Source organism: Kribbella speibonae, assembly GCF_004331375.1.
GTDB classification, from domain to species: Bacteria; Actinomycetota; Actinomycetes; order Propionibacteriales; family Kribbellaceae; genus Kribbella; species Kribbella sindirgiensis.
Genome location: NZ_SJKC01000002.1, coordinates 1,301,860 through 1,326,212, shown reverse-complemented (window position 1 = coordinate 1,326,212; position 24,353 = coordinate 1,301,860). Strand labels below are relative to the sequence as shown.

Here is a 24,353-nt window from a genome sequence, read left to right as displayed (position 1 = left end):
ACGGCCGCGCCAGTCAGCCGGCGGTGGTGAGGGCCGCGGCGTGTTTGCCGGTGGTGAGGGACTGACCCTGGTCGATCATCTGTTCGGCGATCCGGTCGACGGCGTGCGAGAAGGCTTCGGAGTTCTCCGGGTCCCAGTCGGTCAGGCGGTCGAGCATCCAGATGCGGAAGGCGCCGACGAAGCGCTGGAACATCTCCATCCCGAGCGGGGTGAACCGGTAGTGCCCGAGCGTCTCGGAAAGGTAGCCGCCGGCAACCAGTTGAGTGGCGAGCGGTTCGAGGACCCCGGGCGGCATCCGTAGGTCGCCGGCCATCTCGGCCAGGGTCGCGGAACCCTTCTCGGCGCCGCCGCGGAACACCCGCATGATCATCCAGGCCTGAGCGTGGCTGAGCGGGATCCCGGACTCGGCCAGAACCTCGGGCGCCGGGTTGCGTTTGTGATGCTGTACGACGAGGGCGGCGAGCTTCTGCAGTTCGCGTTCGGAGTCGAACGACGCCGGCGCAGCGAAGTTCTCGCCGACGTCCGAGGCCGCCATTCGCGCGGTGTCGCGGAGCGGAACCTCCTTCAGCAGCAGGGCGGTCAGGAATCCCAGACCGGCGACCGGAACCGCCCAGAGGAACACGATATGGAGCGAGTCGGCGTACGCCGCGGTGATGACGGAACGCGCCGCATCGGGCAACCCACGAACGCCTTCCACCGTCGACGCCAGACGAGGATCGACCTGCGCGGTCTGAACGGCGGCACCGAGCTTCTCCGGCAACTGATGTGCGTAGATCGAGCCGAAGACCGCGACCCCGAAGGAACTGCCCATCGTCCGCAGGAAACTCACGCCGGACGTCGCGACGCCGAGGTCCGAGTAGTCGACCGTACTCTGCACGACGACCGTCGGGACCGGCATGCACAACCCGACACCGAGTCCCAGCACAATCATGAATCCGGCCGTCTCGACGTACGACGTCTGATTGTCCAACAAAGACAGCAGGAAGAGCCCGACGCCGATCAGCACGGTGCCGACGATCGGGAACAGCCGGTACCGCCCGGTCTTGCTGATCACCTGGCCGACGCCGACCGACGCGACCAGCAGTCCCAGTACCAGCGGGAGCATCTGCAGACCGGACTCCGTCGCCGAGGCGCCGTGGACGAACTGCAGGTACGTCGGCAGATACGTGACCCCGCCGAGCATCGCGAACCCGATGATGAAGCTCATGATCGAGCACACCGTGAACACGCCGGACCGGAACAACCGCAACGGCAGCAACGGTTCCGCCGCCCGCTGCTCCGCCAGGACGAAGAGCACCAGCGCGACCACGGATCCGGCCGCCATCGCGATGATCACCGTCGACGTCCAGGCGTACTCGTTGCCGCCCCACGTCGTCACCAGCGTCAGCCCGGTCGCGGCGAGACCGATGAACAGGATGCCCAGGTAGTCGATCTTCGGTCCGACCGCGGCCTTCACCGACGGAAGGGTGATCGAGGCAACGATCAGGACCAGGATGCCGAGCGGCAGGTTGACGTAGAACGCCCACCGCCAGCTCAGGTGGTCGACGAACAGCCCGCCGAGCAGGGGTCCCGCGACTGTGGAGACGCCGAACACGGAGCCCATCACGCCCTGGTACCGGCCGCGCTCGCTGAGCGGTACGACGTCCGCGATCACCGCCATCGCGGTCACCATCAGCCCGCCGGCGCCGAGCCCCTGGATGGCGCGCGAGCCGACCAGCCACAGCATCGAGTCCGCCATCCCGCAGAGCGCCGAGCCGGCCAGGAACAGCACGACGCTGAGCAGGAACATCGGCTTGCGCCCGTACAGGTCGCCGAACTTCCCGATCAGCGCGGTCATGATCGTCTCGGCGAGCAGGTACGACGTGACCACCCAGGACAGGTGATTGGCGCCGCCGAGGTCGCTCACGATGGTCGGCAGCGCGGTCGCGACGATCGTCTGATCGAGGGCCGCGAGCAGCATTCCGAGCATGATCGCGACCACGACCGCGTTCCGGGTGGCACGTCCGACAGGCTGAGCCTCGGTCTCCATGAGCCGAATGTAACCGTCCCAGTACGCTCCGCGACCGCAGAACCGCTGCGATCGGATGAAGAAGTACCGAAGAACGGGTCGTGGTGGGTCGGCGGCCGACGTTCACGGTGCGGCCCAGGCGCCGGCGGTCACCGCGGAGGCGGCCACTACCCGTCGTTCGGTACGCCGTCCGTAGGATGGGTGGGTGCCGTCGACATTGCCCGAGGGGGAGGTTGCGCCCCGGGACGGGGCGTTGCCGGATGGTGTTGTCCGCGAGGCTGCCGGTCGGCCGCTGGGGTTCTACCTCCACGTGCCGTTCTGCGCGTCGCGGTGCGGATACTGCGACTTCAACACCTACACCGCGCGCGAGCTGGGCGGTGGCGGTTCGCAGGCGTCGTACGCCGAGACCGCGGTCGACGAGGTCCGGATGGCGCGGCGGGTTCTGGGCGATCTGGACCGGCCGGTCGACACGGTGTTCTTCGGTGGCGGTACGCCGACCCTGCTGCCGGCCGCTGATCTGGGGAAGATGCTGGCCGCGGTGCGGGACGAGTTCGGGCTTGCGCCGGGCGCGGAGGTGACGACCGAGGCGAACCCGGAGTCGGTGGATCCGGCCTATCTCGAGGCGTTGCTGGAAGCCGGATTCACCCGCGTGAGTTTCGGGATGCAGAGCGCGTCCTCGCACGTACTGCGGATCCTCGACCGGCAGCACACGCCGGGCCGGGCGTTGCAGGCGGTGAAGGAAGCGACCGCGGCCGGGTTCGAGCATGTGAACCTGGACCTCATCTACGGGACGCCGGGGGAGTCGCTCGACGACTGGCGGGCGTCGCTGGAGTCGGCGTTGTCGGCGCAGCCGGACCATGTCAGCGCGTACGCGCTGATCATCGAGGACGGTACGCAGCTCGCCCGGCGGATCCGGCGCGGCGAACTGCCGATGCCGGACGACGACGACCTGGCCGACAAGTACGTGCTGGCCGACGAACTGCTGTCGGCCCAAGGGCTGCGGTGGTACGAGGTGTCCAACTGGGCGCGCAGTACGGCGGCGCGCTGCCGGCACAACGAGCTGTACTGGCGCGGCGACACCTGGTGGGGCATCGGGCCGGGCGCGCACAGCCACGTCGGCGGGGTGCGCTGGTGGAACGTCAAGCATCCGAGCGCGTACGCCGAGCGCATCAATGCCGGTGAGAGTCCGGCGCACGCGCGGGAGATCCTCGACGAGGAGACCCGGCGCGTCGAGCGAGTGCTGCTCGAGGTGCGGTTGTCGGCGGGTCTGCCTCTCGATGTCCTTGACGAGGCCGGCCGAGCCGCTGCGGACCAGGTGGTCGCCGACGGCCTCGCGCTGATCGCGGCCGACAGCGCCGATGGGGTCGACGGCGTTGGCGATGGCGGGTCGTGGGCGGGGCGGCTTGTGTTGACCGATCGGGGGCGGTTGCTGGCCGATGCGGTGGTCCGGGATCTCCTCCCGTGAAGTGATCAGAACTGATCACAGTCAGCTGTTGACGACTGTTACGAGCAGACGGCAGGCTTTGCGGTAAGCGTTTACTACCGCCCCGAGGAGTCCGCGATGCCGCCCTTCATCCGTCGTCGGCTGTTGCTTCAGGCCGGCCTTGCCGCCGGTGCCCTCAGCACGCTCGGGCTACCCACCCGCGCATTCGCGGAGGACGAGTACGACGTACTCCGGGCGCGCTGGGCCGAGCTCAACACCGGCGGGGCGATCGACGCGTCCGATCCGGCGTACGCCGCGGCACTCGCCGGGCTGGGCGCGCAGGCGCAGCAGTTCCTCGACACGATGATCACCTCGGCGGACCGGACGATGCTCTGGCCGGATCTCCCGCTCAGCCCGTCGAGCGGGAACTTCTCGATCAGCTACACGCGCCTGAAGGCGATCGCGCTGGCCCGCGCCACGCGCGGGACGCAACTGGAGACAAGCGCGGGGGAGTTGCTGAGTGGTGGGCTCGACTTCCTGAACGCCACCTCCTACAACGAGACGCTCAAAGAGACCGGGAACTGGTGGTTCTGGGAGATCGGTACGCCGCGGGCGCTGCTCGACACCTGCGTGCTCGCGTACGACGTCCTGTCCGCCGAGCAGATCGCCAAGTACCTGACGGCCGTCGACCGGTTCGTCCCGGACCCGAACCGGCGGACCAACTCGCCGACGCTCCGTGAGACCGGCGCCAACCGTGTCGACAAGGCGCTGATCGTCGCGCTCCGCGGCATCGTCGGAAAGTCGACCGTCAAATTGTCGACAGCCCGTGACGCCCTCAGCGATGTCGCCGAGTCCGGTAAGAACAGCGTCTTCACCTACGTCACGAGCGGCGACGGCTTCTACCGCGACGGCTCGTTCGTCCAGCACGGCAACCTCGCGTACGTCGGGACGTACGGCAACGTGGCGCTCGGCGGTGTCGCGAACCTGATCGCCCTGCTCGGCGGCTCCACCTGGGAGATCGCCGACCCGAACCGCGCCGTCCTCCTGGACGCGGTCGACGCGAGCTTCGCGCCGTTCGTCGTCGACGGACTGATGATGGACTGCGTCTCCGGCCGCGCGATCTCCCGTGAACGCGCCGGCGATCACCGCAACGGGCACGGTACGACGTCGACGGTCCTGCTCCTCGCGAGCGGCGTCGCGGAGCCATACGCCTCGCGGTACAAGGCGCTCGCGAAGGGCTGGATCACCCGAGATCGCCTCAACGACTACCTCCCGGGCACGTCGATCCCGGAGATCTCCCGCGCGAAGGCGCTGCTCTCCGACACCGGCGTCGTACCGGCGCCGGCGCTCCCGCGGCACTACCAGTTCTACAACCAGGACCGCGTCGTGCACCGCCGCCCGGGCTGGACGTTCGCGATCGCGATGTCGTCGAAGCGGATGGCCCGCTACGAGTGGGGCAACGGCGAGAACCTCCGCGGCTGGTACGTCGGCGACGGCATGACCTACCTGTACAACCGGGATCAGTCCCAGTTCAACGACGCGTATTGGCCGACGGTCGACGCGCAACGGATGCCCGGTACGACGGTCAGCACGCAACCGCGCCAGCCGGGCGGCTCCGGGAGCGGCACCGGCACGGTCGCGGCGTACGCCGACTGGGTGGGTGGAGCGTCGTACAAGAACGTCGCCGGCGCGGTCGGCATGCACCTGATCAATCACGACAAGACCTTGCAGGCCAGGAAGTCCTGGTTCTGCCTGCGCGACTCGGTCGTTGCCCTCGGCGCCGGAATCGCCGGGACCGACGGCTACCCGGTCGAGACGATTGTCGACAATCGGAATCTCCACGAGGACGGGACGGCCGCCCTCGCGCTGGACGGACGACCGGCCACGGACGGCACGCACGAGGATCCCTGCTGGGCACATCTGGAGGGCGTCGCCGGCTACGTCTTCCCGGCCGGTGGTCATCTCCGCGTGGAGCGTGAGGATCGGACCGGGTCCTGGTCGGAGATCAACATCGGCAACGACACGGCCGGCTCGACCACGCCGTACACCCGCCGCTACGCGAAGCTCGTCCTGGAGCACGGGACGGCGACCGGCGACTACGCGTACGTCGTGCTACCCAATGCGACCAGTCGGCAGACGGCCGAGCGCGCCGCCGATCCGGGGATGACGATCCTTGTCAACAATCCGATTGTTCAAGCGATCCGGTCGCACCGCGAGAACCTGGTCCTGGCGAACTTCTGGGCGGCCGGTGCCGTTGCCGAGATCGCCTGTGACGGTCCGGCGTCCGTGGTGGTCGGCAGGGACGGCCGGACGACGACGGTCGCGGTGGCTGATCCGAGTCGCACCGCCAGCACGGTCCGCGTGACGATCGACCGGCGGGTCGGTGCCGTGGTCGCGCAGGATCCAGCCGTCACGGTGGTTGCTACCGGCAAGCAGTTGGTGCTGGACGTCGCCGTCGGCGGTACGAAGGGCGCCACCCACACCGTGTCCTTCAACTGAGTTTCCGCAAGCAACCGGGGCCGGCGACAAGCGCCGGCCGGGTCGCCGGGTGCTGGCAAGTTCAACCAGGAGGTTGTTCGATGATGCCGCACGCCCGCCCTCAGCTCGCGGGGCAGTTCACCAGGCGACGCGTCCTGCAAGTAGCCGGAGCCGGTGTGGCGCTGGCCGCCGTACCGGGGCTGGCGCACGCCCAGACCAGCACGATCACGATCCCCGCGTTGCCGTCGGCGCGCACGACCGAACTCGACCGCACGCAGAACTCGCTGAGCGCCAGCGAACTCCGCTCCACCGGCTACTACCTGCCCGCGGACACGGCCCTCAACGTGGTCGTCCACGCCGGGAGCCTGGCACCGACGCTCGTGATCGGCGCACCCGACGCCGACGCGCGCAAGGAGTTCAAGTCGCCCCGCGCGTACCCGCTCCAGGTCGGCCGCAACACAATCACCGACGCCGGCGGCGGCGTCGTCTACCTCAAGCTGATCGGCGACACCGGCCAGGCGAAAGTCAGCATCGGCGAGCAGGCCCAGCCGATGCCGTACTTCGTCCTCGGCTGCACGGGTGAGGCCGAGTTCCAGCGCCAGCTCGACGAGCGCGTCACGCCGTACGTCGAACTTCTGAGCCCGCACGCGATGATCACTGTCGAGCGTGCGTCCGCTCTGACGTACCGCGCCGAGAACCACACCGACCTGTTGTCCACCTACGAGGAGATCATCCGGATCGAGGACGCCACCAGCGGGTACGACGGATCCGCGCCGCAGCATGTCCGCCTCGCGCATCGGTACCACTTCGTCGGGTACCCGTCCGCGATCACCGGGGTCGGGGCGTACGCGACCCACGGCCACATGTCGTTCCCGCCGCCGATCCAGGACCGGATGCTGACCGTCGCGGCGCTGAGGACACGCGGTTGGGGCATCTACCACGAGCTCGGCCACCAGCATCAGCAGATCACCTACAAGCCGAGTTCGCTGACCGAGGTGACGGTCAACATCTACTCGCTCGCGGTGAACGCGGTCTTCGCCACGAAGTACGGCCAGCAGCCGCGGCTGCACGCACCGGATGCGAAGACCGGCCTCACCCCCTGGCAGAGCGCGCCCGGCAAGCTCCGCTCCCCGGACGTCAACTACGGCACCACCTTCGACCCCTACGAGAAGCTGGTCATGTTCGAGCAGCTCCGCCTGGCATTCGGCGCCACCTTCTGGCCGAACCTGCACAAGCTCGTCCGGGTCGAGCGTCCGTACGCGAGCGACTACACGGACGAGGTGCTCCGCCTGCGCAACCTCGTCGTACTCAGCAGCCGTACGGCCGGCCACGATCTGAGCGACTTCTTCCGCGCCTGGGGCGTCCCCGTCGACGCCGAGGCAACCGCCCAACTCACCGCCCTCCACCTAACCCCACCACCCACCGACCCCACCACGATCCGCGAGTAGCGCCGGCATCCGTCGAGTCGTGGATCGCGGGCGCCAAATCCAGCCCCGATCCACGACTCGCGGACCCCAGCGACACCCAATCGCCACGACTCGGCGTACTTGCCCGGGGCGACAAAGACGGAGGACAGGACCTGCGGACTGCGGCCACCCATGAGCGCTGTCCGTTGGTTGCGGGGGGATCGGACACCTTCTGGGTGTTGCGGACAGGAAATATCAGGTGCGAGCCCACCAGAACCTGTGCCACGGTCTCGCAGGTCACCCGCAGCCCAGACAGGACGAAGGCACCCACCGGGTCGAGGTGGGTGCCTTCGTCGTACGGGGGTCAGTCCTTCAGGAAGAGTTCGATGACGCAGCTGTCGACGTCGGGTGCGCGGTTCGGGAGCTTGAGGGTGAGGGTGTTGTCGGGGAGGCCGGTCAGGTAGGTGTGCCCGGGGGCGGACGGGTCGACCTGTACCCGCTTGACCTCGGAGGCGTCGTGCAGGAACTGGGCGTACTCGACCCGATCGCCGAGGTCCGGCAGGTGGAGATGACCCATCGGCCATGCGAACACGTGCAGGTACAGGTGCCGGCCGTTCTGCGTGTAGCGGCAGTCCGCCGGCGGGATGTACGTGCTCGGCCCGCAGTCGCGGATCGAGCGCTCGTGCAGCCGCATCCAGGAACCGATCCCGGACAGTACATCGAGGGCGCGCGGCTCCCACGCGCCGCGTCCGTTCGGGCCGACGTTGAGCAGCATGTTGCCGCCCTTCGAGACCGCATCGACCAGCATCCGGATCAGCAACGCCGGCGACTTCCAGTCGTGGTTGTCGCGGTGATAACCCCAACTGCCGTTGAGCGTGTGGCACGCCTCCCACGGCACCTGGGTACCTTCGCCGGCCGCCACCTCGTTCCCGGGCGGCTGCACCTGCTCCGGCGTCGTGAAGTCACCCGAGCCGAGGCCCAGTCGATTGTTGACCAAGATCCCGGGCTGCAGCTCTCGTACCATTGTCAACAATTCGGACGATCGCCACTCGTCCGGGCCCTTCGCATTGAACCCGCGATCGGCGTACGAGAAGTCGAACCACATCACGTCGATCGTGCCGTACCCGGTGAGCAGCTCGCGGACCTGGCCGTGCAGGTAGTCAGCGTACTTCGAGACGTCGCGGTCCGCCGTACGGTCGATGAAGTCCACGTCCTTGCGCTGCGGGTGGTACAGGTCGACCGGGAATTCCGGGTGGTGCCAGTCGAGCAGCGAGTGGTACAGCCCGATCCTGAACCCGCGCTCGCGGAACGCGTCGACCATCGGCGCGAGCAGATCCTTGCCCCACGGCGTGTTCGGCGCCGAGTAGTCGGTGAGCTTGGAGTCCCACAGACAGAACCCGTCGTGGTGCTTGGTGGTGATCACCAGGTAGCGCATGCCCGCGTTCCACGCGTCGTCCGCCCAGCGCACCGGGTCGTACAGGTCCGGCGAGAAGTGGTCGAAGTACGGCTGGTAGTCGGCGTCGGTGAGCTGTTCGTACGACTTCACCCACTCGTGCCGCGCGGCGGCCGCGTAGATGCCCCAGTGCACGAACAGCCCGAACCTTGCCTCGGTCAACCAGTTCATCGCGGGCTCGCACCGCCGAGCGCCGACTCGAACTCGCCGCGGATCTTGTCGCCACCGTCCTTCTTCCACTTGGCAAGCGCGGTGTCGAACGCGCTGATCGGCTTCCGCCCGGCGATCACGTCGTTGCGGACGTCGGTCAGCGCCTGCCCGATGTCGCCGCCGGACTTGTCGTTGGTCGGCGAGATCAGCGACGCGGTCGGGTCCTTGACGACCATGCCGATCAGCTTGGTCAGGTCCTCGTGCGCGCGCTCGACGTACGTCGGGAACTGCGCGTTGTAGAGCGCCTGCGGTGGTGCGGTGATGTACTTCCACGGCACCGTCATCTCCGCCTCGCCCTTGCTGGTCAGCGTCGGGTTGCCCTTCGCGTCGCGGGTGAAGTCGACACCTTCGACGCCGTACGTGAGCAGCAGGTTCTCGGTGCTGCCGAACGGCGCGGCGAAGAAGTTCGCCACCTGCAGCAGTTCCTTCGCGCGTGCCTCGTCGGCCTTCTTCATCAGCGTGTAGGCGAACAGGATGTTGTCCGACCAGGTGTTCGCCTTGCCGCCCTTGGGCGCCATCGGCACGAACGCCCGCGGGTCGTTCTTCGGGTCCAGGCGGGACATATCCTTCACGTAGCCGGAGTACGCCGGGAACCCGTCGTACACCAGTGCGCCCTTGCCGGCGCGGAACGCGTTCTTCCGGGCGGTGCCGTCGATGCCGTCGGAGCCCGGCACGGTGACGCCGGCCTTGACCAGTTGGACGGCGAACTCGAGCGCAGCCTTGTACTCCGGCGTCTCGAAGCTGCGGACCAGCTTGCCGCCGTCGTCCTTCCAGCCGTTCGGCACGCCGAACATCTGCTGGACCATCGTGAAGAACGTGTTGCCCTTCGAGTTCACGATCGCCCACTGGCCCTGCTGCGGCTTGGTCAGCTCCTTGCACGCGGCCAGGAAGTCCTCGGCGGTGGCCGGGTACTCGATGCCGGCGGCGTCGAAGAGCCGCTTGTTGTAGAAGCCCGCACCGCCGGTGATGCTGCGCGGGATCGGCAGCCCGTAGATCTTGTCCTGCACCACGCAGGCCTGCCAGATCACCTGCGGGATGTTGGCCAGGTTCGGGTAGTCCTTGACCTTGTCACCGGACAGGTACGGCGTGAGATCAGTGCACTTTGCCGACAAAAAGGCCGGTAGATTGTTGACAAGGCTCGAATCCGACAACAGGACGAGGTCCGGCAGTTCGTTGGCGGCCAGGACGGTCTGGAACTTCGTCGCCCAGTCGCTGTCCGGGACGATGGTCAGGTCGAGGGTGCCGCCGAGCTGCTTCTCGACCGCCTGCCAGGCCGCGTTCTTGTCCTTCGCAGGCGGCAGCGGGTCGAAGATGTCGGTCATCACGCTCACCTTGCCGCCCGCCAGCGGCGGCGTCTTCACGGTGGTGACGAGGTCCTTCGGATAGGTCAGGTAGCCGGGCGGTACGCCGTCCGCGGTGCCGGCCAGATCCGGCTTCGGTCCCTCGAACGCGACGTACGTCGGGAGCGTCACGGTGGAGGCCCGCGCGGGGCCGGCCGCCGTACTGCCGTTGCTGCAGGCAACCAGCGTCGGTACGCCGGTGGCGCTCATCACAGCGACGCCGACGGCGCTGCGCAGGAAGTTCCGGCGACTGAGAGATGGGGTGGTCACGGTCTTTCTCCTAACCCTTGATGGCGCCGGTGAGTACGCCCTTGGTGAAGTAGCGCTGCAGGAACGGGTAGACGCAGAGGATGGGGACGAGCGCCACGACGACGACCGCCATCTGCACGGCCTGGATCGACGCCACCGCCTCGCCGGGTGACTCGGTGGCGCCGCCGACCGGTTGGCCCTGCAGGACGTAGAGGCGCAGGACGAGCGGCAACGGCCACTTGCCGGTGTCGCTGAGGTAGAGCAGTGCGTTGAAGAACGCGTTCCAGTGGCCGACGGCGTAGAACAGCGCGACGACCGCGAGGACCGCCTTCGACAGCGGCAGCACGATCCGGAGCAGGATCGCGAGGTCGCCGGCGCCGTCGATCCGCGCGCTGTCGAGCAGCTCGGCCGGGATGTTCTGGAAGAAGTTGCGCAGGACCAGGAAGTTGAAGGCGCTGACCAGGCCGGGGACGATCAGCGACGCGTACGAGTCGTAGAGCCCGAGCGCCTTGATCAGCAGGAAGTTCGGGATGATGCCCGCGCCGAACAACATTGTGAACAATACTGCTGTCAACACGAACCGCCCGCCGACAATCGGACGGCTGAGCCCGTAGGCGAGCGCGATCGTGACGACCAGGTTCAGCGCCGTACCGATGACCGTGATCCCCGCGCTCACCAGCAGCGCGTGACTCACCACACCACCGGCGAAGATCGTCTTGTACGCCGCCAGCGTCGGCTCGCTCGGGAACAGCGGGATGATGCCGCCGCGCCTCGTGATCTCGGACTCGCCGGCCAGGCTGGTCGCGACGATGTTCACGAACGGGTAGAGCACCAGCAGACAGACGACCGCGATCACCACGCCCTTGATCGCCAGCCCGGCTTTCGTCGGTGCCTCCATCCAGGGCGGCCGCTGCGAGGTTTTCATCGGGAGTAGATCCCTTCGTGGCCGAAGCGGTGGGCGAGTTTGTTGGCGCCGAGGATCAGGACCAGTCCGATGACGCCCTTGACCAGGCCGACGGCGGCGGCCGGGCCCCACTGGCCGTCGAGGACGCCGTGGAAGTAGACGTAGGTGTCGAGTACCTCGGCCGCGTCGGCGCCGACGGCATCGCGTTGCAGCAGGATCTGTTCGAAACCGACCGAGAGAATGCTGCCCAGGTTGAGGATCAGCAGTAGCAACGTGACCGGCACGATGCCCGGAAGCGTCACGTGCCACAACCGGCGCCAGCGGTCCGCGCCGTCGATCGCCGCGGCCTCGTAGTGCTCGGTGTCGATGTTGAGCAGCGCGGCGAGGTAGATGATCGTGCCCCAGCCGGCGTCCTTCCAGATCAGCTGCAGCGTCACGAGCCACGGAAAGAAGCCGGAGCTGGTCATCAGGTCGACCCGCGGCAGGCCGAGCTCACCGAGGAGCTGCGGGAGCAGGCCGGTGCCGCCGATCAGTTGCTGGCTGATCGAGATCAGGATCACCCAGCCGATGAAGTGCGGCAGGTACACGACGCTCTGCACGAACCGCTTGATCTTCGGGCTGATGATGCTGTTCAGCAGCAGGGCGAGACCGATCGGCGCGGGGAAGAACAGGACCAGCTGCAGTACGGCGAACTTCAGCGTGTTGAGCAGTGCGCGGTAGAAGTCCGGCTCGGCGAAGACGCTGAAGTTGCCGAGGCCGATCCATGGGCTTTCTTTGAAGCCGAGGTATGGCTGGTAGTCCTGGAAGACGATCACGTTTCCCAGCAGCGGCACGTAGTGGAACACCACGAAGAACAGGAAGCCGGGCAGCACCAGCAGCAGCATCACGCGGTCGCGCCGCAGCCTGGCGCCCAGGCTCGGCCCACCCTGCGCCCGACCCGCCGGTTGACCTGCCGCCCGGCGGGCTGCCCGGCGCGCGGCCCACGATGCGGCGCGGTCCGGCGAGCGGCCGGAGGATCGGCTGACGCGATGCATGAGGCGCCTCCTGATAGTAAGCGTTTGCTGTCCCGGGTGGCAGTAACGATGAAACGTTCACCGCCTTGCTGTCAAGCGCTCGGGGAAGATTGTCTTGACCTTCACCGGATCTCCTGTCTACGGTTTCCAGTAACCGTTTACTAGGAGTGATCCGTGCCGAAACCTGAACCCGACCGGGGCGCCAGTCCGCGGTTGCGCACGCTCGTGGCGATGCCCGCGCAGACCTGGTCGGAGGTACTCACCCCAGCAACCCGCCACCGCCTCGCAACAGCCACCGAACTGCTCGGCGTACAGGCTGGTGGGGTGCCGCGGTTGCGGGGGTCGTTCGGGGAGGTGGCGGACGAGCTGGCCTCGGCTGAGGTGTTGCTGACCGGGTGGGGGTGTCCGCGGATCACCGCCGAGGTACTCGACGCGGCGCCGAAGCTGCGGGCGATCGTGCATGCGGCCGGGACGATCAAGACGTTCGTGGATCCGGTCGTGTTCGAGCGCGGTGTCGAGGTCTCGTCGGCGGCCGCGGCGAACGCGGTCCCGGTCGCCGAGTTCACGCTCGCGGCGATCGTGCTGGCCGGGAAGCGGGCGTTCCGGCATCGGGACTGGTACCGGACCTCCGGGACGAAGCGTCCGTTGCCAGGGGCACCGATTCTCGGCACGCTCGGTACGACGGTCGGCGTGCTCGGCGCCTCGCGGATCGGGCGGTTGGTGCTGGAGCGGCTACGGGGCCTCGACGTCGACGTACTGGTGAATGATCCGTATCTGAGTCCGGCGGAGGCGGCGGAGTTCGGGGCGCGGTGGTGCGAGTTGCCGGAGCTGTTCGCGGCCAGCGACATCGTGAGCGTGCACGCCCCGTTGCTGCCGGAGACCGAGGGGCTGGTGTCGGCGGAGTTGCTGGCCGCGATGCCGGACGGCGGGGTGCTGATCAACACCGCGCGAGGACCAGTCGTGGACCACGCCGCGCTGGAACGCGAGTGCGTCTCCGGCCGGCTCGACGCGATCCTCGACGTCACAGATCCCGAACCCCTGCCGCCCGAATCACCGATGCTCCACCTCCCCAACGTCTTCATCACCCCGCACCTGGCCGGTGCCATGGGCAACGAGTCCACACGACTGGGCGAAGCCGCCGTCGCCGAGATAGAACTCCTCGCCACCGGCCGCCCTCTGGCCCACCCCATCCACCGCGACGACCTGGGACGGATCGCATGACGGCGTGCAGCTGGACAGGAGGTGTCAGTCGACTGGGTAGTGCACCTGAGCGTGATCGTCTCCGCGCGTACGGCGTCTCACTGGTGCACTACCTGTCGAGCTGCACATCACCCGCCCTGTGCCGGCCCGCCACAAAGGGGCGGATCGCATGAAGTTGCCGGGGCCGGATCGGGTGTTGAGCTCGAGGACTGGGTATTCGCGGGGGACCTGGCTGGCGGTGGCCGATCATTTGCTGGACTCGTTGGTGCCTTGGTTTTCGGGGAGTGGGGCGCTGGTGCGGGTGCCGGGGCGGGGAAGTTGGTCGGGGGCGGACTGTGATGGGTTGGAGGGGTTCGCTCGGTCGTTTCTGCTGGCTGCGTTTCGGATTGCGGCGGACGGAGGGGACGATCGGCTGGTCGAGCGGTACTCGCGCGGGTTGGTGGCGGGTGCGGCGGGTGAGTGGCCGCGGTTGACGCCGTGTTCGCAGCAGATGGTGGAGGCGGCGGCGATCGCGGTCGGCCTGCACGAGTCGCGGGCGTGGCTGTGGGACCGGCTGGACGAGCGCGAGCAGACCCACGTCGTCGACTGGCTGAGCGGGTTCGTCGGTTCTCGGACCTGGGACAACAACTGGCGGCTGTTCCAGGTGGTCGGCGAGCAGTTCCTGGCCTCTGTCGGCGCACCGCACGAGCAGGACGACATCGACGCGGGCCTCGACCGGATCGAGGACTGGTACGTCGGCGACGGCTGGTACTCGGACGGGCCGGGGCAGAACTTCGACCACTACATCGGCTGGGCGATGCACCTGTATCCGGGCCTGTGGACGCGGATGGCGGGACCGTCCGCTGACGGTCGACTGGCCGTGTACCGCGAGCGCCTGCATCGCTTTCTCGAGGACGCCGTACATCTCACCGGCTCCGACGGCGCACCGGTTCACTTCGGTCGGTCGCTGTGTTACCGCATGGCCACCGCGGCGCCGTACTGGATGGGTGCGCTCCTCGACGCGACGCCGCTGACGCCCGGTCAGACTCGTCGCTTGTGCTCCGGAACGCTGCGGCATTTCGTCGACCATGGTGTGCCGGATGATCGTGGGCTTCTGTCGCTCGGTTGGCATCATCAGTTCCTGCCGACCACCCAGCCGTACTCCGGACCTGGATCGCCTTACTGGGCTTCGAAAGGGTTTCTCGGCTTGCTGCTCCCGGCTGACCATGACGTCTGGACCGCTCGCGAGTCTGCCTTGCCGATTGATGAGCACGACCAGGTACGGGCGATGCCGGCGCCCGGGTTCCTGATCCAGGCGACCAAGCACGACGGCATCGTGCGTCTGCTCAACCACGGCAGCGACCACGGCGCGGAGGGCGACGCCCACTACAACCGCCTCGCCTACTCCAGCCGGACCGGCCCCGAGCTCACCGACGAACAGCTCGACAACCAGCTCACGTTCATCGAGTCAGGCCGCCGGGAGAGCATTCGGCGCCTCCGGGTGACCGGAGATATGGCCGCGTCGTGGTGGCAAGCTGGCGCGGCGCGGATCGAGGTGGCGAGTGTTGTGCAGGGGCGGATCGAGGTGCGCTGTGTGCTGGTCGACGGACCACCCGGTCTGGTGCGCCACGGCGGATACGCAGTGGCAGGCGAGGACCGACCGGAAGCGACATCACAAGGGACCTGGGCACAGGCAACCAGGATCGACAGGCTGACGTCAACGGTCGTCGGGCTGCACGGGTACCAGACCGCGGCCGTACGTCGTGGGCTCGACGTGAACGCGTTCGGGCCGCACTCCGCGACGCCGTACCTGGAGGCTGAGCACGAGGGGAAAGATCCGCTGGTGCTGGTGTCCGCGGTGGTACTGTCCGGCGACACGGTCTGGCCGCGGCAACTGGCCGAGAGCATCGAGGTGACGGTGCACGGGCTGCACGTCACCGTCCGGTTCGCCGACGGTACGACGGCCGACGTACAGCTGGGTGAGGAGGTGGGTGATGGCGGCGGAACCGCCCCGGTCGAGGGCGCGCCGGCGTGACCCCGAGTCCGCCCGCACCATCCGGGACGTGGCCGCCCGCGCGGGCGTCTCCACGGCGACCGTCTCTCGTGTTGTCAACGGCAACTATCCGGTCGCGGCCTCGACCCGCGCCGCGGTCGAACGCGCGATGCGGGACCTCGGGTACGTCGCGAACGCGCACGCCCGCGCCCTCGCCGGGTCCACCACCCGCGTGGTCGGCATCGTGGTCAGCGAGATCGTCGATCCGTTCTTCGCCTACATCGCCCGCGGTGTCCAGTCCGAGGCGCTCGCGTCCGGCCGCCTCTGCCTGGTCTGCTCGACGCAGGGCGGTGAGTCCGCCGAGCTGCGCTTCGTCGACCTTCTGCTCGAACAGCGCGCCGACGCCGTGATCCTGGTCGGCGGCGCGGTCGAGGACAAGGAGTACTTCGCCGCGGTCGGGCAACGCGCCCGCCAGTTGGCGAACAACGGGTCGAGTCTCGTCCTGTGCGGGCGGCCGGGGCTGGAGGCCGGCGTCCCGGCGTACGCAGTCGAGTACGACAACATCGGCGGCGCGGCGGCGATCACCGATCACCTGCTCAGCGCCGGCCACACCAAGATCCTGTATCTGGGCGGACCGACGACGCTGTCGACGACGACCGCCCGGCTCAGCGGCTTCCGGCAGGCGTTCGCCGCGCGCAAGCTCGAGCACGACCCGAGCCTGGTCCGGACCGGCGCGTTCGGCCGGCAATGGGGTTACCAGCAAACGCTGAAAGCCCTCGACGACGGCCTCGACTTCACCGCGATCTTCGCCGCCAACGACATCGTCGCCGCGGGCGTGTACGCCGCCCTGCGCGAGCGCGGCCTGCGGATCCCGGACGACGTGTCGGTGGCCGGGTACGACGACGTACCGGTGGCGACCGAGCTGCAGCCCGCGTTGACGACCGTCCGGGTCCCGCTGGAGGAGCTCGGGCGGGCCGCCGTACGGGCCGGGCTCTCCGGTCAGGAACCGAGTGCGGACCCGTTCGCGCATCAGCAGCCGATGACCACGCTCGGCACCGTCGTCGTGGTCCGCGACTCGGTCGGCCCGCCGCGGCCACGCTGATCACTCACAGCGAACTCCCAGCGTCGGCGGCCCTCGGTGATCGCGGCGATTCACAGCGTGACCAGCGGTGACACTATGTCAGGACCTTGTGGCGCCCGTGTCTCAGCGTGACGACGAGATGCTTGACATATCCACCGCGGACACCTGAGACTCAGCTCACTTTCGCGATCCGAGAGCGCTCTCAACCCCCGTCCGAGTTCCAGGGAGCTTCGCACATGCGGCCCAGTGCCCGCTATCGCCCCGTAGCCGGCGTTCTGGCCTGCGCCGCGATCCTCTTCGCCGCTGCTTGCGGCGGCGGTTCCGGTACCCCCGAGTCCGGCGCCGCCAAGGCCGACGGGCCGAAGATCGAGCTGACCATCGCCACCTTCAACGAGTTCGGGTACGCCGACCTGTACGCCGAGTACGAGGCCGCGCACCCGAACATCTCGATCGTGGAGCGGCACGCCAAGACCGTCGACGACCACGTCAAGAACCTGGACGCGAACCTCACTCGCGGCACCGGCCTGGCCGACATCGAGGCGATGGAGGTCAGCTGGATCTACAAGTACCTGGCCAAGGACGACAAGTTCGTCGACCTGCGCAAGTACGGCGCGGACGACCTGCGGGACCGCTGGCTGGACTGGAAGGTGGCCGGCGCGACGACGCCGGACGGGAAGATCATCGGGTACGGCACCGACATCGGGCCGGAGGCGATCTGCTACCGGCGCGACCTGTTCGCCAAGGCCGGGCTGCCGACCGACCGCGCCAAGGTAGCGGAGCTGTTCCAGGACTGGCCGTCGTACTTCGCGGCCGGCCGGAAGTTCGTGCAGCGGGTCCCGGGCTCGGCCTGGTACGACTCCGCGGTGCTGACCTGGGAAGCCATGCGCAACCAGCTCATCCAGGCGTACTACTCGAACCAGGACCGCTTCCTCGGCGACGAGAACCCGCTGCTGAAGACCACCTGGAACCAGGTGGTCGCGGGCAGCAAGGCCGGCTTGTCCGCGCGGCTGCCGGCCTGGAGCGACGCCTGGAACGCGGCGTTCCGCAGTGACAAGTTCGCGACGATCGCGTGTCCGGGCTGGCTGCTCGGCGTGATCCAGGACAACGCGGGCGCCTACGGCAAAGGCAAGTGGGACGTCGCCGACGTGTTCCCCGGCGGCGGTGGCAACTGGGGCGGGTCGTACCTGACCGTGCCGGTGCAGTCGCCGCACCCCGAGGAGGCCGCCAAGCTGGCCGCCTGGCTGACCGCGCCGGAGCAGCAGGTGAAGGTGTTCAAGAAGATCGGCTCGTTCCCGTCCACGCTCGACGCGTACAACGATCCGCAGGTGAAGTCGCAGGTCAACGCGTACTTCAACAACGCGCCCGTCGGGCAGATCTTCGTCAACCGGGCCCGCAACGTGATCCTCAAGCAGCACAAGGGTCCTCGCGACGGCGAGGTCAACCAGATCTTCAGCGCCGCACTGTCCCGCGTCGACGACAAGAAGCAGCCCGCGGACGCCGCGTGGAAGCAGGCCGTCACCCAGGCAGAGAAGGTCGCCGACACCCGCGTCGGCAACTGAAGCAACACACCCCTCCGCGTGGCCGACGACTCACGCGCGTTCGGCCGGGGAGGTACTACGGTGTGAACGCGGGCCAATCGAGAACTGAGGAGGGCCGATGAACGAGTCTGGTTCTCCGACGCTGGAGCAGGTCGCGGCGCTCGCCGGAGTGTCGCGGGCAACGGTTTCGCGGGTCGTGAACGGGTCGCCGAAGGTGCTGCCGGACACGGTCGCCGCCGTCGAGCAGGCGATTCTGCAACTCGGCTACGTACCGAACCGGGCGGCCCGCGCGCTGGTGACCCGGCGCACCGACTCGATCGCGATCGTCGTACCGGAACCGGACAGCCGGGTGTTCTCGGACCCGTTCTTCGCCGGCATGCTGAGCGGCGTCAGCCGGACGCTCGCACCGACCTCGTCCCAGCTCGTACTGCTGATCGAGCCGGCACCGGAACCGACCGAAGCCGACGACCAGCGGCTCCTGCGGTACTTGCGCGGTGGGCACGTCGACGGCGCGATCGTCATCAGCCACCACGGCCGCGACAACGTGCTGCAGGAGCTGGCGCAGCTGCCGTTGCCGATCGTGTTCAGCGCGCGGCCGCTCGGGGTCGACGTACCGGTGGCCAGTGTGGACGTGGACAACGTCGCCGGCGCCCGGACCGGCGTCGAGCACCTGCTGTCGATCGGCCGCCGCAAGGTCGCGACGGTCGCCGGGCCGCTCGACATGACCGCCGGCCTCGACCGCCTGACCGGCTACCAGGAAGTGATGAAGGAAGCCGGACTGCCCGCGATGATCGCGTACGGCGACTTCACCGCCGACGGTGGTGAGCAGGCGACGCTACGGCTCCTGGACGAGCACCCGGACCTCGACGGCCTGTTCGTCGCGTCCGACCTGATGGCGACCGCGGCCCTCCGCGTCCTCTCGCAACACGACCGCCGTGTCCCCGCCGACGTCGCGGTGGTCGGCTTCGACGACTCGGTCCTGGCCACCACGACCACCCCGAAACTCACCACGGTCCGCCAGCCGGTCGAACAACTGGGCGCCCGCCTGGCCGAGATCCTGCTGGCCAAGATCGCCGGCGCCGACCTGAGGTCCCCCGAGATCTACGACACCGAACTGATCATCCGCGACAGCGCCTGACCCTCACGGCGGGTCGTTCTCGAACTGGAACTGCACGCGGATGGAGCTGTCCAGCGGCAGCACGACCGTGGTGTTCGACGCGGACCAGTTCGCCGGCACCAGGAACAGCCGGTTCTCGCCGACCACGAGCAGCCGGAGACCGCGATACCGGTAGTTGAACGTCTGCCCCGCACCCGCCCGCAGCGCGGTCTCCTCGATACCGGGGGAGCGCAACGCGAGCTTCTCCTTGGTGTCGAGGATGACGACCGGGAAGCGGTTCGGGTGGCGCGCGTCGGACTTGGCCAGGCCGCGGCCGGTGTACTGCGCGGTGGTCGCCGCGGTCCAGAAGGCGCAGGTGACGGTGACTGCGGCCAGCAGAACGATCAGGACGCGTTGCGAACCGGCGGTCGGGTCGGCCTTGCCGCGGAGATAGGTCAAGTAGGCAAGCACGGCGGCGGACAGACCGATCACGGCAGGCACGACGAGGGCGTAGTAAGCCGCCTGGCCGATCAGCGGATACGCGAGCAGGCACGCCACACCGATCAGCAGGATCACCACGGCGACGCGGGCGGCTCGGCGTACGGCGACCGGCGTCGGGTGGATCGCCTTGTGGAGCAGGAGGGCGGCGACTGCGAGCAGCATGAGCACGAGCAGCGGGACCGAGAGCGGTTGTGGGCTTCGCATCACGTAGTCCTGTGTGCTCAGCCCGATCGTGTCGACGTCGATTCCGAAGTACTCGTACTGCGAACGCGCCGACACGTACCCGAAGTAGAACAGCAGCGCGCTGACCAACGTCACCGGTGTGACGATGCCTGCCGCGAAACTGATCCACCGCTCGGCCTGCGACCGCTCGTCCGCCATCGGTCACCCACTCGACGGTGTCTCGAGCGGAGTTTCGGGTGGCAGCGCGGTGAGGGTGATCTGGCTGCCGCCTAAGGTCTTCAGGGTGTCGCACACCTCTTGGCTGTCGCAGGTCGCGGTGGCGGGGATGATCAAGGAGACCGTCCCTTCGCGGGCGATCTGCTGGAAGCCGACCCAGCACTGCGGTGTGTTCTGCGCCGTCCACTCCAGGCCGGTGCAGGTCTGGGCGTCGGATCGGCAGCCGGACGGGTCGACCTCGAAGACGCCGGTCGGGTCGAAGGACGGCGTACCGAGTCTGATCGTCACCCCGGCGGGGATCTCGCCGGCCAGCCAGCTGATCGGGTTGCAGTTCGAGCCGTCCTCGGGGACACCGCCGACCGGCAGCGACGCGATCTCGATCGACGGCTTGGTCTGCTGCGACTGCGTCGGTTCGGCCTCGGTCGGCTCGGGGCTGGGCTCGTCGGTGGCCTCGACCGTGACGGTCGCGTCCGGCGGCGACGTCTCGCCCGCGCCGGAACATCCCGAGACAGCCAGCACAACCGCAACCGCCATCGCCCAAACGCGCATGACGACCACCCCCACCCCAAGGATGACCCTGCGTGCAGAACTCGACAACCTTTTGTTCACTCTCCGCTGCGACAACCACCACAACCGTGGTATGTCTGAGTGAAAGGGGGGCCGCATGACCGACCATGAGATCCGGATCGCGCTGGTTCTGAACGGCGGTGTCAGCCTGGCGGTCTGGATGGGCGGGGTGACGCACGAGCTGGATCTGATCCGGCGCGCGTCCGGCGGCAATGGCGCTCCAGGGCCGCAGACGTACGACGCGGTCCTCGCGGATCGCTGGCGGGAGTTGTGCCACCGTGGCGAGGAACGGCGCCGGGTCGTCGTCGACGTGATCGCGGGGACGAGCGCCGGCGGTCTGAACGGTTCGCTGCTGGCCACCGCGATCGCGAACGGCTCGACCCTCGACCCGGACGGCGGCGGTGACCCCGGCGGTGGGGCGGGGAAGGAATTCGACGGTCCGTGGCTGCGGCAGAAGTGGATCGGGCTCGGGTCGCTCGACGTCGGCAAGCTGGTGCCGTCCGCGGGATCCAAGTCGACCTCGGTGCTCGACGGCAAGTACTTCCTGCGCCAGCTCGAGGACCTGCTCAAGGGCGTCGCCGACGCGGGCGAGAGTGCCGCCGAGGAGCCGGTGACGTTGTTCGTGACCGCGTCCGGGCTGGGCGTGCAGCAGTTCGAGGCGAAGGACGCCGCGGGCCAGGCGTTCGTCGTACCGGATCATCGGTACCTGTACGGCTTCACGAGTGAGGACGCGCCGACGTACGACGGTGCGCGGCGGAAGTTCGGCGTCGAGGAGAAGAACGGGCTGAAGGACACCGACCTGCTCGCGCGGGCGGCCCGTGCGAGCGCGTCGTTCCCGGCCGCGTTCGGTCCGGTCCTGGAGACGCCTGAGCTGGCCGCCCAGCCACCGCGGATTCAGCCGGGACCGGCCGAGTCCGGATCCTGGCTCGTCGACGGCGGCGTCCTCGACAACGCCCCGTTCGGTCCGGTGCTCGACGTCGTCGCCCGCCGTCCGGTCAACGGCAAGGCGACCCGCTACGTCCTGTACGTCGTACCCTCGGCCGGGATCGGGCACGCGTCGACCGCGTTGCCCGGTGCGAAGGAGCCCAGCTGGCGGGTCGCGGCACTGTCCGCGGTGCAGTTCCCGCGGGAGGTGGACTTCCGCTCCGACGTCGAGCAGCTGGAGCGTCTGCTGCTCGAGGCGGACGCGTCCTGGTCCGACTCCCAGCGCCTCTTCGACCGTTGCCTGAAGCAACCAGAGGAGCGGGCGCGGCTGAAGGCGGCCGCCGAGGCGCTGCAGCCGGCGTACTCGCGGGGACGCGCGGCCGGCGGTGTCTGGGAAGCCGTGACGGTCGCGAGTCACGACCAGTCGACCGTGCTGGACGCGGCGACCGCTTTGTCGGAATCGGAGATCGACGAGATCCTCACCACCGAGCACCCGTGGGTTCCGGCCCCGGACGGCTCCACGGCGGCGCTCCGCGACGATGCCGACGGCAACCCGAGCTGGCTGTGGGGCACCGGCGCCGCCGAGCGGATCGTCCGGTTGATCCTGCGCTCGCTGCGGAACCGGATCAAGGCGGCGCAGCCGGACGAGCGCGCCGACCTGGACAAGCGGCTGACCGCGGCGAGCGACTGCCTGATGAAGGTCCAGGCGGTCCGCGACGCCCTCGAGGTCGAGCTGGCGGCCGCGAATCTCGACCTCCGCCCGGCCGGCGGCGCGGAAGCGGTCGCGGTCGGGTTGAACGACATCTTCGAGCAGCTCCAGATCCAGCGCGCGCTCGGTGACGCGTTCGCGACCCTGATCGCGGAGATCGGCTGGGAACTCGTGGACACCGCGCTCGAGGTCGAGATCGTCTCCCGCTGTACGTCGGCGCGCACGCCCCAGCAGCGCAGCGCCCCGTTCCAGTTCCTCCGCCTCGGGCCGGACATCCCGCTCGCCGTCCTCGACGAGTTGCAGGAAGGGTCGATCGCCAACCAGCTGAACGACCGCATCCTGTACGGCAGCCAGGTGGGCCACTTCGGCGCGTTCGGCGCGGCTGACTGGCGGCGGTGGGACTGGCTGATGGGCCGGTTGCACTCCGTCGCGCATCTGGGTGCGATGCTCGGCGCCGACGCGGCCTGGATCCGCGAGACCCAGCGTCAGGTGCTGCAGGCCGAGGGCTGGCAGCTGAACGAGGTCGCCGAGCGGATCGAGCGGCTGGCCCGGGACTTCCCGGTCGATGCCGGGATCGGCGCACTCGTGACGATGCGGGACGAACTGAACGCGTCACCCGAAGGCCGCGCGATCACCAAGGGGATCGCGGACCGGATGGTCGACGTCTCGGGTGGTCTCGGTCCGCAGGTCGGCAGCTGGGTGAAGGCGGCCGCGGGCCGCAAGCAACAGCCCGGTTCGTGGTTGCTGCGGACCGCGCGCTGGTTCACCGAACCGGCCCGGCAGACCGTGTGGGACCGGATGGTCCGTGGCGCCAAGCTCAGCCCCGCGCACCGGCCCGCGATCTTCGAGCCATGGTTGCCCGCGGCAACAGCTGCGGCAGGCGTCGTACTGCTGGTGCTTTCCGTTGTCGTCGACGCCGTACGGATCCCGGCCGCGGTGCTCGCCGGCGCGGTCCTGGCCCTCAGCGCGGTGCTCGGCGTCATCACCTGGTACGTACGCCGCGCCCGCCGCCGGATCCGCGCCTGGATCGAGAAACGGATGCCGGCGATCAGTCCAGGGTCACGAAATCGATGAGTTCCTCGACGCGGCCGAGGAGGGACGGGTCGAGGTCGGCGAAGCTGTTCACCTTGGACAGGATGTGCTTCCAGGCGGCGGCGACGTCGGCCTGATCGGTGGCCGGCCAGCCGAACGACTGCAGCACGCCCTTCTTCCAGTCCTGCCCGTGCGGGATCCGCGGCCACGCCTTGATGCCGACCGACGACGGCTTGACCGCTTCCCAGATGTCGATGAACGGGTGGCCGACCACGTGCACGTACCGGTTCGACACCTGCGCGGCGATCTTCGACTCCTTCGACCCCTCGACCAGGTGGTCGACGAGTACGCCGAGCCGCCGGCCGGGACCGGGCTGGAACCGGTTGACGATCTGCACCAGGTCGTCGACGCCTTCGAGGTACTCGACCACGACACCCTCGATCCGCAGGTCGTCGCCCCACACCTTCTCGACCAGCTCCGCGTCGTGCCGGCCTTCGACGTAGATCCGGCTGGCCCGCGCCACCTTCGCCCGGACGTTGTCGACGGCCACCGATCCCGAGGCGGTCCGGGTCTTCTTCGCCGGACCGGCCTTCTTCGGCGGCTTCAGGCTGACCGGTTTGCCGTCGATCCAGAACCCCGGACCGAGCGGGTACGTCCGGATCGTGCCGTGCCGGTCCTCCAGATCGACGACGCCGTGCTCCCAGCGCACGATCGCCCCGACGAACCCCGAACTCGGCTCCTCGACGACCATCCCCTTCGCGATCTCGACCTCGACGGTCCGCCCGTTCTTCGGCTTACGCCAGTCCCCACTGAGTACGTCGTTCCCATACCTGTCGGCCACGCGCCAACT

At 68.6% G+C, this 24,353-nt stretch carries 17 protein-coding genes; 9 read left to right on the top strand and 8 right to left on the bottom strand.

All coding sequences use genetic code 11. From position 1 onward, the window contains the following. Nucleotides 1-13: 13 nt before the first annotated feature. Entirely contained in the window at nt 14-2,029 is a 2,016-nt protein-coding gene (locus E0H92_RS19535) for an MDR family MFS transporter (RefSeq protein ID WP_131497183.1), read from the bottom strand. A gap of 184 nt (nt 2,030-2,213) precedes the next feature. Here E0H92_RS19535 and hemW point away from each other — a divergent pair, with 184 nt between their 5' ends. The 3 genes from hemW (at nt 2,214) to E0H92_RS19520 (ending at nt 7,357) form a co-directional block, all read left to right on the top strand. After that, nucleotides 2,214-3,473 (top strand): radical SAM family heme chaperone HemW, encoded by a 1,260-nt coding sequence (gene hemW / locus E0H92_RS19530; protein WP_131459170.1) that lies wholly within the window; start codon nt 2,214-2,216, stop codon nt 3,471-3,473. 96 nt (nt 3,474-3,569) lie between these two features. Then, nucleotides 3,570-5,930 carry a polysaccharide lyase 8 family protein gene (locus E0H92_RS19525; RefSeq protein ID WP_131497182.1) on the top strand — a complete coding sequence of 787 codons (2,361 nt, stop codon included), beginning with the start codon at nt 3,570-3,572 and terminating at the stop codon, nt 5,928-5,930. Between the two features lie 80 nt (nt 5,931-6,010). Next, nucleotides 6,011-7,357, top strand: coding sequence for a M60 family metallopeptidase (locus E0H92_RS19520; RefSeq protein ID WP_202873692.1), 1,347 nt, complete (start codon nt 6,011-6,013; stop codon nt 7,355-7,357). Nucleotides 7,358-7,679: 322 nt separating this feature from the next. On the opposite strand, the gene E0H92_RS19515 is transcribed toward E0H92_RS19520, so the two are convergent. Genes E0H92_RS19515 through E0H92_RS19500 form a run of 4 tightly spaced genes read right to left on the bottom strand, consistent with a single transcriptional unit; the run spans nt 7,680 to nt 12,505 of the window. Beyond that, nucleotides 7,680-8,939 (bottom strand): alpha-L-fucosidase, encoded by a 1,260-nt coding sequence (locus E0H92_RS19515; RefSeq protein WP_131497181.1) that lies wholly within the window; start codon nt 8,937-8,939, stop codon nt 7,680-7,682. After that, the gene (locus tag E0H92_RS19510; RefSeq protein WP_131459167.1) at nt 8,936-10,588 is read right to left on the bottom strand and encodes a type 2 periplasmic-binding domain-containing protein; all 1,653 of its coding nucleotides are present in this window, start codon (nt 10,586-10,588) and stop codon (nt 8,936-8,938) included. The genes E0H92_RS19515 and E0H92_RS19510 overlap by 4 nt, the downstream gene beginning before the upstream one ends. Before the next feature lie 10 nt (nt 10,589-10,598). Continuing rightward, entirely contained in the window at nt 10,599-11,492 is an 894-nt protein-coding gene (locus E0H92_RS19505; RefSeq protein WP_202873691.1) for a carbohydrate ABC transporter permease, read from the bottom strand. Continuing rightward, nucleotides 11,489-12,505: an ABC transporter permease gene (locus E0H92_RS19500; protein ID WP_238173489.1), complete on the bottom strand. Its 1,017-nt coding sequence runs from the start codon at nt 12,503-12,505 to the stop codon at nt 11,489-11,491. Before E0H92_RS19500 ends, E0H92_RS19505 begins: the two co-directional genes overlap by 4 nt. A gap of 153 nt (nt 12,506-12,658) precedes the next feature. Here E0H92_RS19500 and E0H92_RS19495 point away from each other — a divergent pair, with 153 nt between their 5' ends. From E0H92_RS19495 to E0H92_RS19475, 5 genes are all read left to right on the top strand, one after another. After that, nucleotides 12,659-13,705, top strand: a complete 1,047-nt coding sequence (locus tag E0H92_RS19495) for a hydroxyacid dehydrogenase (protein WP_238173488.1) — start codon at nt 12,659-12,661, stop codon at nt 13,703-13,705. Nucleotides 13,706-13,853: 148 nt separating this feature from the next. Further along, entirely contained in the window at nt 13,854-15,698 is a 1,845-nt protein-coding gene (locus E0H92_RS19490; protein WP_131497180.1) for a DUF2264 domain-containing protein, read from the top strand. Continuing rightward, nucleotides 15,658-16,758, top strand: a complete 1,101-nt coding sequence (locus E0H92_RS19485; protein ID WP_131459165.1) for a LacI family DNA-binding transcriptional regulator — start codon at nt 15,658-15,660, stop codon at nt 16,756-16,758. The genes E0H92_RS19490 and E0H92_RS19485 overlap by 41 nt, the downstream gene beginning before the upstream one ends. Before the next feature lie 215 nt (nt 16,759-16,973). Then, nucleotides 16,974-18,296: an ABC transporter substrate-binding protein gene (locus E0H92_RS19480; RefSeq protein ID WP_131497179.1), complete on the top strand. Its 1,323-nt coding sequence runs from the start codon at nt 16,974-16,976 to the stop codon at nt 18,294-18,296. Nucleotides 18,297-18,393: 97 nt separating this feature from the next. Beyond that, entirely contained in the window at nt 18,394-19,413 is a 1,020-nt protein-coding gene (locus tag E0H92_RS19475; protein ID WP_131459163.1) for a LacI family DNA-binding transcriptional regulator, read from the top strand. Between the two features lie 3 nt (nt 19,414-19,416). Here E0H92_RS19475 and E0H92_RS19470 read toward each other — a convergent pair whose 3' ends face one another. Together E0H92_RS19470 and E0H92_RS19465 are read right to left on the bottom strand one after the other, a co-directional pair. Beyond that, nucleotides 19,417-20,253 (bottom strand): hypothetical protein, encoded by an 837-nt coding sequence (locus E0H92_RS19470; protein ID WP_131497178.1) that lies wholly within the window; start codon nt 20,251-20,253, stop codon nt 19,417-19,419. 3 nt (nt 20,254-20,256) lie between these two features. Further along, nucleotides 20,257-20,820, bottom strand: a complete 564-nt coding sequence (locus tag E0H92_RS19465; RefSeq protein WP_131497177.1) for a hypothetical protein — start codon at nt 20,818-20,820, stop codon at nt 20,257-20,259. Between the two features lie 115 nt (nt 20,821-20,935). Between E0H92_RS19465 and E0H92_RS19460 the strand changes: the two genes are divergently transcribed. Then, on the top strand, nt 20,936-23,545 hold the full coding sequence (locus E0H92_RS19460; protein WP_131497176.1) for a DUF3376 domain-containing protein: 2,610 nt from the start codon (nt 20,936-20,938) through the stop codon (nt 23,543-23,545). Here E0H92_RS19460 and E0H92_RS19455 read toward each other — a convergent pair. Further along, complete coding sequence (locus tag E0H92_RS19455; RefSeq protein ID WP_131290792.1) at nt 23,520-24,344, bottom strand: DUF3097 domain-containing protein; 825 nt, start codon at nt 24,342-24,344, stop codon at nt 23,520-23,522. The genes E0H92_RS19460 and E0H92_RS19455 overlap by 26 nt on opposite strands. Between the last annotated feature and the right edge of the window lie 9 nt (nt 24,345-24,353).

Coding starts and splice junctions, on each gene's coding strand:
- E0H92_RS19520 (WP_202873692.1), top strand. CDS start 6,011: ATGATGCCGCACGCCCGCCCTCAGCTCGCGGGGCAGTTCACCAGGCGA.
- E0H92_RS19480 (WP_131497179.1), top strand. CDS start 16,974: ATGCGGCCCAGTGCCCGCTATCGCCCCGTAGCCGGCGTTCTGGCCTGC.
- E0H92_RS19535 (WP_131497183.1), bottom strand. CDS start 2,029: ATGGAGACCGAGGCTCAGCCTGTCGGACGTGCCACCCGGAACGCGGTC.
- E0H92_RS19475 (WP_131459163.1), top strand. CDS start 18,394: ATGAACGAGTCTGGTTCTCCGACGCTGGAGCAGGTCGCGGCGCTCGCC.
- E0H92_RS19490 (WP_131497180.1), top strand. CDS start 13,854: ATGAAGTTGCCGGGGCCGGATCGGGTGTTGAGCTCGAGGACTGGGTAT.
- E0H92_RS19465 (WP_131497177.1), bottom strand. CDS start 20,820: ATGCGCGTTTGGGCGATGGCGGTTGCGGTTGTGCTGGCTGTCTCGGGA.
- E0H92_RS19470 (WP_131497178.1), bottom strand. CDS start 20,253: ATGGCGGACGAGCGGTCGCAGGCCGAGCGGTGGATCAGTTTCGCGGCA.
- E0H92_RS19525 (WP_131497182.1), top strand. CDS start 3,570: ATGCCGCCCTTCATCCGTCGTCGGCTGTTGCTTCAGGCCGGCCTTGCC.
- E0H92_RS19460 (WP_131497176.1), top strand. CDS start 20,936: ATGACCGACCATGAGATCCGGATCGCGCTGGTTCTGAACGGCGGTGTC.
- E0H92_RS19500 (WP_238173489.1), bottom strand. CDS start 12,505: ATGCATCGCGTCAGCCGATCCTCCGGCCGCTCGCCGGACCGCGCCGCA.
- E0H92_RS19485 (WP_131459165.1), top strand. CDS start 15,658: ATGGCGGCGGAACCGCCCCGGTCGAGGGCGCGCCGGCGTGACCCCGAG.
- E0H92_RS19515 (WP_131497181.1), bottom strand. CDS start 8,939: ATGAACTGGTTGACCGAGGCAAGGTTCGGGCTGTTCGTGCACTGGGGC.
- E0H92_RS19505 (WP_202873691.1), bottom strand. CDS start 11,492: ATGAAAACCTCGCAGCGGCCGCCCTGGATGGAGGCACCGACGAAAGCC.